The sequence below is a fragment of the Leptolyngbya sp. PL-A3 genome, assembly GCF_039962325.1.
In the GTDB taxonomy this organism is placed as follows: domain Bacteria; phylum Cyanobacteriota; class Cyanobacteriia; order Elainellales; family Elainellaceae; genus Vacuolonema.
Genome location: NZ_JAMPLB010000062.1, coordinates 24513 through 38550, shown reverse-complemented (window position 1 = coordinate 38550; position 14038 = coordinate 24513). Strand labels below are relative to the sequence as shown.

At 48.6% G+C, this 14038-nt stretch carries 14 protein-coding genes; 8 read left to right on the top strand and 6 right to left on the bottom strand.

Annotated features, from left to right (window positions below; genetic code table 11):
* Positions 1-179 precede the first annotated feature (179 nt).
* On the top strand, positions 180-971 hold the full coding sequence (locus NDI52_RS28110) for a hypothetical protein (RefSeq protein ID WP_348256622.1): 792 nt from the start codon (positions 180-182) through the stop codon (positions 969-971).
* Positions 972-1083: 112 nt separating this feature from the next.
* Here NDI52_RS28110 and NDI52_RS28105 read toward each other — a convergent pair whose 3' ends face one another.
* The gene (locus tag NDI52_RS28105; protein ID WP_348256621.1) at positions 1084-1533 is read right to left on the bottom strand and encodes a tellurite resistance TerB family protein; all 450 of its coding nucleotides are present in this window, start codon (positions 1531-1533) and stop codon (positions 1084-1086) included.
* 867 nt (positions 1534-2400) lie between these two features.
* On the opposite strand from NDI52_RS28105, the gene NDI52_RS28100 reads away from it, so the two are divergent.
* Both NDI52_RS28100 and NDI52_RS28095 read left to right on the top strand, forming a co-directional pair.
* Positions 2401-2892: a GAF domain-containing protein gene (locus NDI52_RS28100; RefSeq protein WP_348256620.1), complete on the top strand. Its 492-nt coding sequence runs from the start codon at positions 2401-2403 to the stop codon at positions 2890-2892.
* A 98-nt stretch (positions 2893-2990) separates the two neighbouring features.
* Complete coding sequence (locus NDI52_RS28095) at positions 2991-6152, top strand: PAS domain S-box protein (RefSeq protein ID WP_348256619.1); 3162 nt, start codon at positions 2991-2993, stop codon at positions 6150-6152.
* A gap of 153 nt (positions 6153-6305) precedes the next feature.
* On the opposite strand, the gene ltrA is transcribed toward NDI52_RS28095, so the two are convergent.
* Entirely contained in the window at positions 6306-8018 is a 1713-nt protein-coding gene (ltrA, locus tag NDI52_RS28090) for a group II intron reverse transcriptase/maturase (RefSeq protein ID WP_348256618.1), read from the bottom strand.
* Positions 8019-9305: 1287 nt separating this feature from the next.
* Here ltrA and NDI52_RS28085 point away from each other — a divergent pair.
* The 3 genes from NDI52_RS28085 to NDI52_RS28075 all read left to right on the top strand — a co-directional run bounded on the left by NDI52_RS28085 (position 9306) and on the right by NDI52_RS28075 (position 10334).
* Positions 9306-9533, top strand: a complete 228-nt coding sequence (locus tag NDI52_RS28085; protein WP_348256617.1) for a hypothetical protein — start codon at positions 9306-9308, stop codon at positions 9531-9533.
* Between the two features lie 45 nt (positions 9534-9578).
* On the top strand, positions 9579-10031 hold the full coding sequence (locus NDI52_RS28080; protein WP_348256616.1) for a hypothetical protein: 453 nt from the start codon (positions 9579-9581) through the stop codon (positions 10029-10031).
* A 102-nt stretch (positions 10032-10133) separates the two neighbouring features.
* A complete protein-coding gene (locus NDI52_RS28075) occupies positions 10134-10334 on the top strand; it encodes a hypothetical protein (protein ID WP_348256615.1) in 201 nt (66 codons plus the stop codon).
* Positions 10335-10772: 438 nt separating this feature from the next.
* Here the strand turns inward: NDI52_RS28075 and NDI52_RS28070 are convergent, their stop codons facing one another.
* On the bottom strand, positions 10773-10919 hold the full coding sequence (locus NDI52_RS28070; RefSeq protein ID WP_348256614.1) for a hypothetical protein: 147 nt from the start codon (positions 10917-10919) through the stop codon (positions 10773-10775).
* Between the two features lie 307 nt (positions 10920-11226).
* Here NDI52_RS28070 and NDI52_RS28065 point away from each other — a divergent pair, with 307 nt between their 5' ends.
* A complete protein-coding gene (locus tag NDI52_RS28065; protein ID WP_348256613.1) occupies positions 11227-11397 on the top strand; it encodes a hypothetical protein in 171 nt (56 codons plus the stop codon).
* Between the two features lie 215 nt (positions 11398-11612).
* Here NDI52_RS28065 and NDI52_RS28060 read toward each other — a convergent pair whose 3' ends face one another.
* From NDI52_RS28060 to NDI52_RS28050, 3 genes are all read right to left on the bottom strand, one after another.
* On the bottom strand, positions 11613-12356 hold the full coding sequence (locus NDI52_RS28060; protein WP_348256612.1) for a hypothetical protein: 744 nt from the start codon (positions 12354-12356) through the stop codon (positions 11613-11615).
* 3 nt (positions 12357-12359) lie between these two features.
* Positions 12360-12839, bottom strand: coding sequence for a hypothetical protein (locus NDI52_RS28055; protein ID WP_348256611.1), 480 nt, complete (start codon positions 12837-12839; stop codon positions 12360-12362).
* Between the two features lie 177 nt (positions 12840-13016).
* Positions 13017-13628, bottom strand: coding sequence for a hypothetical protein (locus NDI52_RS28050; protein ID WP_348256610.1), 612 nt, complete (start codon positions 13626-13628; stop codon positions 13017-13019).
* Between the two features lie 196 nt (positions 13629-13824).
* On the opposite strand from NDI52_RS28050, the gene NDI52_RS28045 reads away from it, so the two are divergent.
* Entirely contained in the window at positions 13825-14013 is a 189-nt protein-coding gene (locus tag NDI52_RS28045; RefSeq protein WP_348256609.1) for a ribbon-helix-helix protein, CopG family, read from the top strand.
* The last annotated feature ends 25 nt before the right edge of the window (positions 14014-14038 follow it).

Below are 14038 nucleotides of genomic sequence, written 5' to 3'. Positions count from 1 at the left end.
GGCTTTGATACGATTGGGTCATTGTTGTTTCCTCCTACGGAGTTGGCTCATCAAGCCACCGTAGGAGTTACTTTACTGCCGCAACGCTCAAAACTCTTCGAGTCACACTGGTCGAACCAGTGGCTTACCTCAGTTGTTCAGTTATGCAATTAACTGGGATGTAAGACGAGGCTTGACCGATGGAGTTAAGAACTTTTCAGATTGACTTAGACAGTTTAGAAGAAATCAAGCCTCAGCAGTTACCGTTTAATGTTGAAGCAAAAGAAGCTGAGCTTGAATATTTTGCCCGTTCTGTCATTAAGCTAGGTGGTCTGCTTAGGATCCCGGTTGTGGAGCGTACAGGTATTGAATCCTATCGACTGATTGAAGGCCACTTTGATTATCTTGCATACCTCAAGGCAAGAGAACTCAACCCTGATTTGCCCGATCGTATCAGAGTCTTCATCATGGAGAAGGATAACTCTGAAGCAGTTCAGACTCAACTTAAAGCTCTAAAAGATCTTGAACCTTCCAATTCAAATAATTTCAAGTCAAACGACGAAGATAACAACCTCAAAGATTTGCAAGTACAGGTAAATAGCTTGAGATTGTATATAGAGACTGAACTAAAAAGGATTGGCGACAGCCTTCAACCTTTTCTAAATCCTAGTAAAACGGATGTAGAAATCAAGCAACTACTTGAGGACTTACGGGCGGAAGTTGCTGAATTGAGAGAAATTATTCCGCCTAAACCAGAAAAAATTAACCTGTTGTCAGCTAGCCGGAATGAACTTCTTGATGCTCTAATTGAATCTGGGATGAAAAAACAATATGCTAATGCCGCATCACAGGCTATTGAATACTGGAAAGATTCAGGTAGAGGACTAACTTGGACAAATCTTAAGAAGTCTACTAAAAAAGGTGATTGTAGAATCACCTCTTTTGGAGAAGCGACATATAGAAAGCTTCAAGAAATTGCAGAAATAAAGTAGTTGCTTTGCCAGCACTGAGAGAAATTAAAAGCAGATAGGACATTGTTTGAAGTACAATCCCCTGTCTGCTTTTGACTACGTTCCCTCATGGATAACACGTCTTGAACTTGGGTTACCCCTTATTCTTGATGAGCATTACATGGATAACCTGATTCACCAGGTCACTCGGCAGGTCCAAAGCTCGGCACAAACTGCCTAAAAGGTCCTCTTCTTCTTGAGTAACTTCGCCGTCTGCTAGTACTAAATCAGTTGCGATCGCGAAAGCAGTATCGTAGAGATCATGAGGTAATGTTTCGATCGCAGCATCAAACAGCACATTGGCACCATCTCGCCGTAAAGTATTGCTGAGACTGTCCAACATTCGCAGCATTACATCGCTAGAATAACTGCGAAAGAGTTTCATTCGATTAAAAGTAGCATTCAGAAGGCGAATTTCATCCTCTGCCAAATAACCATCGGAAGCTACGACGATCAGCATGAGTGCCACAAATGCTTCAGCTGGACCGAGTGTAATTCGACTTTTTTGAATACTCGTCTGACGAAACGCATCAAATAATCCCATTAGACAGTCTCCTAACACAGAAGTTGAAAAGCAAGCTCTACATTAGGTTACCCACAAGACCCATGCGCCTATCTAACGATAAACCTTACTATTTGTAACAGAAATTGGTCTGCTGGCTGAGCTGATGACACAACATCAGCTTCAACAATTGATATGAATTTCTATAAAATTGGTAGGTTGTTTCTAAGCAGTTCAACGGCAGTATTACTACAAACAACAGGTGCTCAAGTACTCGATTTATAAGCTTCTTAGCCTCTACCGTGGTGTTATAAGCGACGTATTTATAGCCGCCAGTATATGACTTAAAAAACAAAATAGCGTAAGTTTAGCGAGATAGAGATAAGAGACGTTATCTCTATCTGGAATGAGCGAAACTTGCGAAAATTGGTGAATTGATAGGGGTTGGAGGGCAGATAATGCCTGACGTGATACTGGGGTAATGAGAGTGGCGCTGCAGCCAGGGGCAATTAGCCTGAAGCCATTAGCTTGCAACGTTTTCAGGCAGTTTATTTATACTAGTAAAACGCAGAAATTCTAAAATCTGTCCCCACGGCTCAACAAATTTGCGTTGTCTCGGGCTTCAGTATGAGCCTAATTGCTCCTGGCTGCAGCGATACTCTCACTACCTCTTAGAGGGCTATCTTGCAGGCTTTGGCACACATTCTGTCGCAATCACTGTAAAGCAACCATTTGCAGCTACTAAAAAATTCTGCATGGTTTAACTATGCCCCCTGCAGCAGAGTTCATTTATGCTTCATTTAACCCTACTGGTTGAGGTATTCGTTTCCTCCTCCTAAAGAGCGTTAATCAAAAACGGTGCAACCTCTTTAATTGGTTTATGCAAGTACCTGTTGGCAACCCCGGTCTATGTTCATTCAACAAAAAGCCGTTACAACGTTTCGTGAACTTCTCAAAACAACGGGGGTGCGTGCAGCCCTGCAATTTCTCAATTCCACAAGTGAGCATCGCTTTACCGCTGTTTTTCGCTTTGAGGGTAACACTCTGCGTAACCTGCATCTAATCGACCGGGAGGATGCAAAGATTGAACGCTGCCCAGATTTACCGGTCCTAGAATCCTATTGTGTTTATGTGCGAAATACAGCAAAGCCTTTTTTGATAAACGACTCATTACAAGACGATCGAGTACAAGGGCATCCGAAGCGGAAATTGGTGCAGTCCTACTGTGGCATTCCACTGATTGATGAAGATGGAGAGCTGTTTGGCACCATTTGCCACTTTGATTTCAAACCAATTCCTTTTACAGAGGAACAGGCATTTTTACTGGATGAGGTTGCACCCCTTCTTATCAGAGCGATCCGAGAAACAGAGTGGAGACCAGAACCTCAAGCAAACGCCTGATGGCAGGTATGATTAGCTGTTGAAGGGTGTCAGTCTTGTAGCACTAACTTTGTTATAGACTCACACCAATTAGCAGAAGGTTATAGGGTTCCATATCGATGCCACGCCTTAATCGAATAGCTTCACAGCATTACAGCATCGCCATTCTCAGTGTTGGTATAGCCTTACTGCTGAAGCTTTTCCTGATATCTCTTATCGGCATCAAAACTCCATTTCTCCTATTTTTTGGTGCTGTAATCCTCAGTGCCCTTCGTGGTGGGATAAGGGTTGGTATCTTTGCAACTCTACTATCTGCATTGGTTGCTGACTTCTTTTTCTTAGAACCAACGTACGCTCTTTCGTTAACTGCTGACAATCTAATCCAAGTTGCTTTTTTTATTCTTGAGGGGAGCCTAATAAGCTCTGTAGTTGGCAGGTTACAACGAGCTCAGCAAAGAACTGAGCTAGCAACCCATCAATTGAAGGAGAGTGAAGAGAAGTATCGCCAATTGGTTGACCTCTCTCCCGATACAATTTTTATTCAGCAGAATGGAAGAATTGTGTTTATTAATCGTGCCGGGGTTAAGCTGCTGGGAGCAACTGAGGCAGATGAGCTACTGAACAAGCCTGTTTTAGATTTTATTCATCCAGCCGATCAACAATCTGTTAAAGAGCGGATTCGTCAGCTATTGGAGGAGCGACAATCGGTTGCACTTGTGGAGGAACAGTTTCTTCAGCTAGACGGTTCACCGATCGCTGTTGAGGTGGTTGCCTCACCGCTTTTCTATAAAGGGCAGCCAGCGGCTCAAGTGATTGTACGTGACATTCGTGAGCGCGAAAAAAGAGACCAAGTGCTACAAGCTACCCTACAACAGTTTAATTTTCATATTGATAACTCCCCTGTTGCACTGATTGAGTGGGGTGCTAATTTCTGTATTACTCGCTGGTCTCGACAAGCCGAGCAAGTTTTTGGTTGGACGGAAGATGAGGTTTTAGGCAAACAACCATACGAATGGAACTTTGTGTTTGCCGATGACTTAGAGACCGTAAAAGCGTCTGTTGCTGGGCTGTGGGAAGGTCGTGAGCAACAAACGGTTAGTTTCAACAGGAATTATACGAAAACGGGTACGGTGATTGATTGTGAATGGTACAACTCAGCCCTGTTCGATGAATCAGGCAATTTAGTCTCGGTTCTGTCGTGGGTTTTAGAGGTGAGCGACCGCAAGCAAGCAGAAGCAGAACGTGACCAGTTACTAGTTCGTGAACAAGTTGCTCGGGCCGATGCAGAAGTTCAGCGCAATCGGCTCTACTCCATCCTGATGCAAGCGCCTGCTTTGATTTGTATCCAACGCGGGCCTGAACATGTTTTTGAGTTTGCCAATCCCCTGTATTGCCAGACTGTTGGTAATCGCGAACTGATTGGAAAAACCATGCGAGCAGCGTTTCCTGATTTAGAAGGACAAGTCATTTTTGATTTATTGGATAACGTGTTTAAGACGGAAGAACCCTTTATTGGAACCGAGGTTGAAGTTCAGTTTGATCGGCGGGGGGATGGCACGATCGAGGGAGGCTTTTTCAACTTCATCTACCAACCTACTTATGACATTCATGGCCATGTGGAAGGTATCATTACCTTTGCTTTTGAGGTCACTGACCAGGTTGTGGCATGCCGCCAGGCTGAAGCTTTAGCGGCAGACCTCAAAGCCGAGCAAATTGCATTAAAAAGAAGCGAAGCCCGCTTTAGCCGCTTAGTAGATTCCAACATTATTGGGGTAATTCTGGCTAGTCCGGATGGGCACATCATCGAAGCCAATGATGAGTTTCTTGACGTGATTGGTTATAGCCGGGAGGATTTACATAACGGACTGGTGCGCTGGTCTGAGATGACACCCCCTGAGTATCAGGAGCAGGATCAGCGGGTGATTCAGGAGCTATTAACCACGGGGCGTTGTACACCGTTTGAGAAGGAATATATTCGCAAAGACGGTAGCCGGATAGCAGTGTTGATTGGAGCTGCCGTGTTAGACACCGAGCAATCTCCATGGGTCTGTTTTGTGCTCGACCTGACCGAGAGTAAACGGGTAGAAACTTTACTGCGGCAACAAACCGAGGAGCTAGCCAAGGCTAATCGCCTCAAAGATGAGTTCTTAGCAACCGTCTCCCATGAATTGCGAACTCCACTTAATGCCATGCTGGGCTGGTCTACGATGTTGCGATCTAAAAAATACGATGAAGCGACAGTAAGCCGCGCACTTGAAGCGATTGAGCGCAATGCCAGGGCTCAGAATCAACTGATTGACGACTTGCTCGATGTCTCTCGCATCATTTCTGGCAAGTTACGGTTAAATGTTCGCCCTGTAGTACTGGTGTCTGTAATTGAGGCTGCGATCGATTCGGTTCGGCCTGCTGCAGACGCAAAAAACATTCGAATTCAAAGTGTTTTAGATCCGGCAGCGGGGCCAATTTCTGGAGACCCTGATCGTCTACAACAGATATTTTGGAACTTACTATCGAACGCGGTCAAATTCACCTCCAAGGAAGGGCGAGTTCAAATTCGCTTAGAACGCATCAATTCTCATGTTGAAGTGATCGTCAGTGATACTGGACAGGGCATTAGTCCTGAGTTTTTGCCCTATGTCTTCGATCGTTTGCAACAGGCTGATAGCTCAACAACCAGAAAGCATGGAGGCTTAGGGTTAGGTTTGGCGATCGCTCGACATTTAGTAGAGCTGCATGGAGGCAGTGTGCGAGTAGATAGCGCTGGAGAAGGGCAAGGGGCCACGTTTACTGTGATTTTGCCCATTGCCATATTCCGTCCCGCATCGCCTGATGTGGAGCGGGTGCATCCAGCCCTGAGCGACCAAGTTCCCTTAATGAGTGAGACAAGGTTAGATGGCTTAAACGTATTGGTTGTGGATGATGAAGCAGATGCTCGCGAGTTGTTGGCAGCACTGCTGGAGCAAAGTGGGGCAAAAGTGATGACAGCCGCATCGGCAGCGGAAGCCTTAGCTGTCTTGACTCAAAATGCGCCTGACCAGCAACCTGCTCTTTTAGTCAGTGATATTGGGATGCCGGGGGAGGACGGTTATATGTTGATTCGTCAAGTTCGAGCATTGCCCCCAAAGCAGGGTGGTTCTGTTCCTGCGATCGCGCTTACTGCTTATGCGAGAACTGAAGATCGAATTAAAGCACTCTCCTCAGGTTTCAATTCCCACGTTCCTAAACCCGTTGAGCCAGCAGAATTCATCACAGTTGTCGCTAATCTGATTAATCGGTTGTAACAAATAGTCCGAGCAGTTTTTAGCCAGAAAAATAGGGAGATAGACAAAAATTATCCTCTTTTTCAAGGTGCATATATGGGGTAATGAGGTTGGCTAGGCGAGTCCTCTCACAAGAACCCGCCCGCCTTCAGAATCGTGCCTGAGAGTTTCCCCTCACACGACTCCTCTCCTGTCTAAGTCCCCACGCCAAGGGTGAATAGGGCAGTGCCCCTTCCTATCCCATTCGGTCTTTTGGTGGTGACAAGTGCGATGAACCAACTGGAGGTTGTCATATCCGTCTTTACCCTCTCGAGCTTGCGGCCAAATGTGGTCTTGCTCCAGGGAGTCTTGGATATCAAAAACACTTCGGCAAATTGGACATCGGCCCTTCTGTCGCTTCAACAGGGCGGCATGACGAAAGCCTGTCATGGGATGACAGCCTCGTCGAGTAGCCCAGTAGACCCAATCCCCGTCGTACCAGCTTTTGGTTCCTCTGACTTTAATGTGTCTTTGAATGGACACGTCTGAGAATTTCACCAGTTTCCGGGTGATCTTGCCTGACTGCTTGACCCCGAAGACCCAGTTTCGTTCCCCAACTGTATGCCAATAGCGAGCTTTAACCCAAGCTTGGCTTTTGTTTGGGTGTCTGCGCTTCGCCCATCGCTTCAGTTGCCAATAGACAACAGAGTCGAGGTAGGCGAAGGTGCGACTGGCCGAGTTGGAACGATGGTAATGAGCCCAGCCCAAGATGATGGGGTTGAGTGCCTCAATCAAGGCGTTCTGGGAAGACGTTCGGTGTCGTTTGACCGTATCGTTCAACGTCTGGACTAGCCGCTTCAGTGATGTTGAACTGGGTTTTATCAGGGTTTTATAGGGACGCTGGCTTTTGTTCATCCGTCGGCGGGGAGTGCGATACTGCCGCACCTGGTAGCCGAGGAAGTCGAAGCCAGTGCTGTAGTCCGGTCCCCCATCTAGGGTATGGGTAATCCGGGTTTTCTCCTCTTTTAGTTCTAACCCCCGGTCCTTCAGCCATTGGCTAATCAAGGATTTCGCTTTGACAATAGTGTCGAGGCTGGTATGCAGCACCACAAAATCATCGGCGAATCTCACCAAGTGAGCCCCTTTGAAAGCCATTTTGACTGTTGTTTCCAAGCCATGTAGTGCGATATTCGCGAGGAGTGGGGAGGCATTACCCCCTTGGGGTGTCCCCTTCTCCGTGGCTTGAATCCTGCCGTCTTGTAACACTCCAGCTTTCAACCATGCCCGACATTGCCGAGCAATGGAAGGATGACTGCTAGAGAGTTGGGCAACGAGAGGGCCGTGAGAAATTTGATCAAAACAAGCGGCGATGTCAGCGTCGAGAACCCATTTAGGTTGTTGGCTGATACATCGATGGACCTGTTCAATCGCATCCTGGGGTGAACGTCCTGGTCGAAAGCCATAGGAATTAGGCTCAAAGAGCGCTTCCCACTGAGGTTCTAGGGCAAGTTTGGCTAATGCCTGTTTTGCCCGGTCACGCATAGTGGGAATGCCGAGCTTGCGATATTCTGACTTCCCTGGTTTTGGAATCAGCACTCGGCGCACCGGGGCTGCACTCCTATCCAAAGCTATCTCTTTAGCAAGCTGTATCCGTTCCGCAGGTTTGAGGGAGTGTATCCCATCAATCCCGGCAGTCTTCTTGCCCTCATTTTCCTGGGTAACACGGCGAACCGCCAGTACCAGAGCCGACCAGGATTTTAGCAGCAGGCGTTGAAGTGACTGGACTTTGTCAGTTTCACCTTGTTGTGAGGCGCGATAGATTCGCTGTTGAAGGCGGTAAACATTACGCTGGACTTGTGGCCAGCGAATCGTTTCCCAGGCATCAGATGTCTTAATAGACTCCGTCATGTTATCCCTCAATGTTGAAACTTGCCTCGACAGCAGTGTGTACGTCAGCTTATCCGCTGGCTTTCCCAACGGCGTTTGCTTCTTACACAATCCTTTTCCTCTAGACATGTACGCCATGAGGTGACTACTTTGGCATCGTAAAACCATGCCGAAGAATGTCCTTGAGGAGTTACTTCGTTCCTAGGGGATGGGCGTTTAGACTGATTTAGGCTCCTACTTTCCGCCGGGTGATAAGCTCGCACTCCAATGGACTACGCTATGCCCATTGAGGATCACCAGGTCCGTTTTGGACGAGGGGTGTCAGATTCTATTTCCCCTCAGTTACATAACGACGGTTCAGACGTAGGTTCGTCTCCTAGCCATGTCAGTTCACCAAGGAAAGATGACTTTTAGAATCTAAAGTCATTGCTCCGATTCACCCCGCTTTACGGATTGATGCTCAGTCTCTACCGTAGGGGTGCTGGTGCTGGGTCTATGCTCGACCAGTCAGGCTGACCCTGGATATAAAGTCCAAGGCTTACTGATCCATCCTCTAAGTTGTCAAGGTTCGGTTGAACCTCGCTAGCTGCACGTCTTTCCAGATTGGATTGACTTTCCAGCTAAACGAATCGCACAGCGTAGCTGCAACGCGGGGCAATTAGGCTCGCATTGAAGCCTGAAACAACGCAAGTTCGTTGAGCCGTGGTGTTAAATTTGAGAATTTCTATATCTTTATAGTATAAATAAACTAGCCTGAAAAGCTTATTCCATAAAGGTTTCAAGCTAATTGCCCCGCGTTGCAGCTACGCTCTCATTACCCCAGGTACGGGCTGCGGCTCTCAGGATGCCGGGTAACTGGCTATAGGGGCGAAACCTGAGGTTTGGCATAGATGATTGAGGGCAGAGGAGAGGGGGCGAGCGCCCCCTTTGCAGGTAGTAAGCTTTGCGGTACTTTTCAGATTGGCTAGAGAGCAGGGGGCTGCTGCGATACGCCCCCCTGTTGGCTACTTGAAAACGGTGATCAGGTTAACCACCAACATCTCAGAGGTAAGTCGTCACTGACATGAAGGCCTCTCATTACCGTTTTTCCTGAACCGTAGAGCAAGGCGATCGCAGAAAAGACCTAATTGGTGCAGTTATGTCCGATCGCCCCAACGAATCAGGCGAACACTCCAGCGGGGTCAAGTTCCTGCATGATGGCGTCGAGCTCGGCCTCTAGCAGCAGTGGCAGCTCTGGCACAGAACCCAGGCACTGCCCATTATGGACTCTGTGAGATACTTCTCAAACGTTATAGAAGACGATTGCCCATGAACTTTTTCGACTGGTTTCTGGCGCTGCTATCGGGCGTAGCACTAGGTTTTGTGATAGCAACAACCCGTGACTGGCGGGTTGTCCTCCTTTGCTTTATCTTTGCCCTGTTCCTACTCGCAGCTCCGAAAATCGACCCCAAAATGGAACAGTTGGGGCGATCGCTTGGGGACTGGCTTGCTAACCAAAATATGCGGATTTTGAATAAAAGAAAAAATCGTCCGTAGCCTTCTCTCCATCGGTTACAAGCGATCGCCACCATCAAAGCAGAATTGATCACCATTGACGGTGAGCGGTATCAGGATTGCTGGCTCGATTCCACACCCGATCGCACGGGGAAGAAGCACTACACACGGCTGCGGTGGTTTATCGACGTGGCAACCAAGAAAAAGGGCTGTAGGACGCTGCGAGGGGATGAGGTAGGCAGAGCGACGAGGGCGATCGCGCTCTGCCAACTGGAAGCTGACCTGGCCCGCGTCGGTGAGGAGCTGCGGAAGGTCGAGGAGTTGGCAGCAAGGTTAGGTCTGGAGGTGCCAGCGGTCAGTGTTGCCCAGGTCGAAGCAGACCCCCAAACCATTCCCGATGGAACACAGGTTAAGGTGCCGTCTGGATGGGAAGCTCAGATCATCGGCTATGCCGGGGGCGATCGCTACCATCTGCGGTTCCTCACTGGCATTAAGGGTCAAACTGATATCTATCCGGCTCGGATGCTCACGGTTGAGTAAAGACGTTTATCATCCTTAGCAAACACACTTAACTCAAGCGAAGAGGTCGGCTACCAAGCTCAGGGGAATACTCAACGAAATATAACAATGCATCCATAATTTATGAGCGATAAAGAGTTAAAGGCGCATCTTGATGCGATACAGACAGAATTAGAATCTCAAAAATGGGCCAAAGTATCTGAACTGATGCCCCACATACAATCCCTTTCAGACGAGGAGCTGACAGAGCTATTGAACCGGGTCTGGTACATCAAATCCGCACGTACAGAAGCGCAAATTATGTCACTCTATATGCCCGGATAAGAAGTGATCGCTCCTAGCATTAGCACAAAAAAACCGCACCTACTGCTAAAGAGGCGCGGGTTAAACATATATGTGCGGGATGATTCTCCCACAAAAGGTCTTCCTTCTTAGTATGAAAAACCCGCATCACTCGTGGGTGGATGCGGGCAAGAGCAAAATTTGTATCTCTGATTTTGCCATGGACGACGATCGTCCAAATCTAAAGAGATCTTAAGCAGCGAGCTTAGAAGTTCGGATTGCTCTAGCATTTTTATTGATATTCAAACGGGGTTAGCTCTATAAAAACCCTGACCATAAGCCGATTTATACCCGGTTCAATGCCTGCCTACATTTTGAGGTGGGCATTTTGCATTTTGAAGGAATGGCTTAGAATTGCCAACAAAAAGCCCTGACCGCGCAGCCAGAGCTAGAAATGTGTGTTTCCTATCCGTAACCTGATCATCCTACCGCCCCTAGCAACACACCCACAGCGAAAACACCAGCAGCGCAGCGGTAACGGTCGAGGGGAATAGGTGGTGGTGCGGTATCGCGGTGAATGCTCTTGAGGGAGGCGATCGCACTCCTCAATAAAAAACCTCGCGCCATCTGAGGAAGACGCAAGGGATGATTGTAATCTGCTGAATTTTTGCACGAAGCCTATGGGCAGCGGCTCTGCCTGGAGAGCGATCGCACTATGCTCCCGCTTTTGCCAATGGAAAAACCCGCGTTGCCCTCAAAGGCAATGCGGGGGAAATCAAAACTTACGAACCTAGATTATGCCATAGGAGGCGATCTCACAGTACTGAGAGCGTGACGTGCACCGGCGTGAGTAGAGCGGCAATAGTAAGGAGCATTTAGTATCCTTACCTCACTTGTAAGAGATACTCTTTAAAAGTGATAGATGGCATCGCCTATGCCTCAAACCTACTGCCACGACTGCACCCACTGCAACGCTGACGGCCCCACCTGTAAGCATCCTCGGGGCGGAGAGTTTCTGGCTTACATCGTACGATGTGCAGGAGCAGGGGTAAGGATGGATGCCTCAGACTGTCCTGGCTTTCAATCAGTGGAGGGTCAACGGTGATTGAAAGCTGTTGTTATGACTGCATCTTCTGCGACCCCTTGAATGAGGGGTGATTGAAGCGACGCTGTCACCAGATGCAATTAGCTCTAATTCGGAGCCTGAAACAACGTAAATTCGTTATTTAGCAGAAGCTAATGTGGAAAATGGCGGATTTTTTAGTACAAAATAACTGTACTGAAACTCCTATCCTACAAAGGTTTCAGCCTAATTGCACTTCATGACAGCTTCGCTTCAACCAGGCCTTGTTTCAGCGTCACGGTGCCATTAGCAGGCGGATCGTCTTGCGGTTGCTCGGGTTCATCCTTCGGTGCGGCTGATTTGGTGGGTTCCTTCGGCTTCGATGCTGGCTTGGAAGGGCCACCACTGGACGTTGTGGGCTGTGTCTCTGGCTTGAAGATGGCTTTTCCACCCTCCGCTAACAGCCACAAAAACACCGTCACCTGAACGGTGGAAAGACAGATCACCAACCAGAGCAGCTCACCCCAATTAATCATAAGTCCGGTGAAGCTCACGACAAACGGCTTGAAGTAACGCAGCAGAATCGCCAGGTCGGTGCAAAACGCCCCATAGCAAAGGAGCATGATCCGACCGATCCACCGTTGCGGGTAAGCGTTGTATTGAGACTTCAGGCTGGCAACCAGCGGGTTGTCCGTTTTAGATACCTCCAGACCTCGAAACCGCTCGGCAGCTTTAATCAACAGGGCCAAGGCACCCAGCGAACCTTTCACCAACAGGGGCAACGCTTCCAACACTTGCAACAGTGCCCACAGCACCAGGGCCACGAAGCCGATCAGCAACTTGAACCATCCTTCAGGGGTAAAGAAGGACATCAAGATTTTCCAGTACAGCGAAGCATTCCAGGCACAGAAAACAATCACGGCAAGGCGTGTCACCAGAACCAGCATAAGGATTCCAAATGAGCCACTATTACCTAAGCCGGGGTTCTTCAGGTTGTTCATGGATTAGCCCTCTGCCGGTGTGGTGGAGTTAATGGGGGCGGTGATGCCGCGATTTGTCGCCCGCTCAATGGCCTCCTTCACGACCCGAGGGGATGCATTGCCCGCAAACTGTGTCAGCTTGCCACCGTCACCGACTACGGCAGTTCCCCCGATGCCGTCGCAGACCACCAAGCCTGGTTGCAACGGCTGAGCATTGGTGCCACTGACGGCGGTTGCGTTGGGCACAATCTGCGCGAATTGGCCATTTTCATAGAGAAATAAGCAGTCAGCTTTATAGCGGTCGTTGGCAATCGCCCGCTCCTGCTGAATCAGTTCGTTGCTGCGCAGAAGGTTTGTTACATGAGTCACTTCGCTCTGGCGTTCTTGGTAGCGCTCCCATTGGCGAGGAGCTTCCAGCGCAACAGCACTAACAGCAACCAGGACGATGGCAAAAGGCGTGAGTTGTTGGGCAAGCGTTTTATCTGAATCTGGGTTTCGTACCATAGAGTTGTTCCTCTCTATTTGCGTGGAGTGGACAGGGGGCGATCGCCTCGGCCTGAGAAACTGGGCAATCGCTTTCCCTTAAAGCATGTGGAGTATCCCGATGAGGGATGGGTGAATTGCGTGGATAAGGGTATTGGTGAGTAACGGTGAGTACGAGAGCAGCACTCACTAACCCCATCAAGATGATGAAGGTGAAGAACCAGGAGGGTTTTCCTGGGGCTTTCCCAGGGCCAGCAATTGAGCCAGCATTTCTTGAAGGTCTGACGTGGTTGCAGTCTGTTGCGACGCCAGTATCTGAGATTTAAGGGCAGCCACCTTCAGATCCACCACGGTTCCCTGGATGAGGGATTCGAGTTTTTTCTTGTCTGCTTGAGACTTTTTGAGGGCTTGTTCCTGGGCTGCGACCTTCTCATCCATCGCTTTCTTCGCCGCACTGGTAGCAATGGCTGCGATTGCTACTACTTGGTCCGAGTCCACAGTCTGACCCATAACTCCATCGAAGTGTCGTACCATCGCAGCCGGGTCAAAGCTTTCAGGCAGCGCCACGTCAAGTATTTGGGTGGGAGTGAGGACAGAACTTGCAAAAAAATCTTCAGGCACCATCGGTGTTGTGGGCATGACAGGAGGTTCGGTCGGTTGAAGCTTTAGATCAAATTCATGCGCTAACTGCGCCACCATGTCTGGCGTCAGGCCATGAGCAACATCGAAATGAAGCTCCTGGCAACGTTCATACACAGTGGTCTTCGGTAATCGGTGCTCCTTACAAAACTTACTCAGTGAAGTGTTCATCGCTCAAATCCTCAAAGGCTGATCAGAACTGACACCGAACAACGCCGAACGGCTACGAACGTTGATTTCTCGTGAAATCCGTTCGCCTCCAGTTCGGGTGCTGTTCAGAGATTTAGGAATCTGAGCGTATGCTAGCATAGGTTCAAGACTTTTCCGGACAGTCTTGAACTTAATCCATAACTTTCAAGGAAGCACTATGATTGCAGCATCAACCGGCGATTTTCCTGGAACGATGCCCACTCAAAAGGCCACAGTCTACTTCACCTGTCAGCCCGAACTAAAAGAAGCCCTTCAAAAATGGGCAGAAGAGGAGGGACGAAGCTTAAGCAATCTTATGGAGCGGATTGCGATCGCTGCGTTGGCTGATAAGACGAAGGGTTCGTGAGGCGATCGCCATGATGAAACCTATG

Excerpts from the sequence above, each read along its gene's own strand:
- NDI52_RS28110 (WP_348256622.1), top strand. The coding sequence starts at position 180 with ATGGAGTTAAGAACTTTTCAGATTGACTTAGACAGTTTAGAAGAAATC.
- NDI52_RS28105 (WP_348256621.1), bottom strand. The coding sequence starts at position 1,533 with ATGGGATTATTTGATGCGTTTCGTCAGACGAGTATTCAAAAAAGTCGA.
- NDI52_RS28100 (WP_348256620.1), top strand. The coding sequence starts at position 2,401 with ATGTTCATTCAACAAAAAGCCGTTACAACGTTTCGTGAACTTCTCAAA.
- NDI52_RS28095 (WP_348256619.1), top strand. The coding sequence starts at position 2,991 with ATGCCACGCCTTAATCGAATAGCTTCACAGCATTACAGCATCGCCATT.
- ltrA (WP_348256618.1), bottom strand. The coding sequence starts at position 8,018 with ATGACGGAGTCTATTAAGACATCTGATGCCTGGGAAACGATTCGCTGG.
- NDI52_RS28085 (WP_348256617.1), top strand. The coding sequence starts at position 9,306 with ATGAACTTTTTCGACTGGTTTCTGGCGCTGCTATCGGGCGTAGCACTA.
- NDI52_RS28075 (WP_348256615.1), top strand. The coding sequence starts at position 10,134 with ATGAGCGATAAAGAGTTAAAGGCGCATCTTGATGCGATACAGACAGAA.
- NDI52_RS28070 (WP_348256614.1), bottom strand. The coding sequence starts at position 10,919 with ATGGCGCGAGGTTTTTTATTGAGGAGTGCGATCGCCTCCCTCAAGAGC.
- NDI52_RS28065 (WP_348256613.1), top strand. The coding sequence starts at position 11,227 with ATGCCTCAAACCTACTGCCACGACTGCACCCACTGCAACGCTGACGGC.
- NDI52_RS28060 (WP_348256612.1), bottom strand. The coding sequence starts at position 12,356 with ATGAACAACCTGAAGAACCCCGGCTTAGGTAATAGTGGCTCATTTGGA.
- NDI52_RS28055 (WP_348256611.1), bottom strand. The coding sequence starts at position 12,839 with ATGGTACGAAACCCAGATTCAGATAAAACGCTTGCCCAACAACTCACG.
- NDI52_RS28050 (WP_348256610.1), bottom strand. The coding sequence starts at position 13,628 with ATGAACACTTCACTGAGTAAGTTTTGTAAGGAGCACCGATTACCGAAG.
- NDI52_RS28045 (WP_348256609.1), top strand. The coding sequence starts at position 13,825 with ATGATTGCAGCATCAACCGGCGATTTTCCTGGAACGATGCCCACTCAA.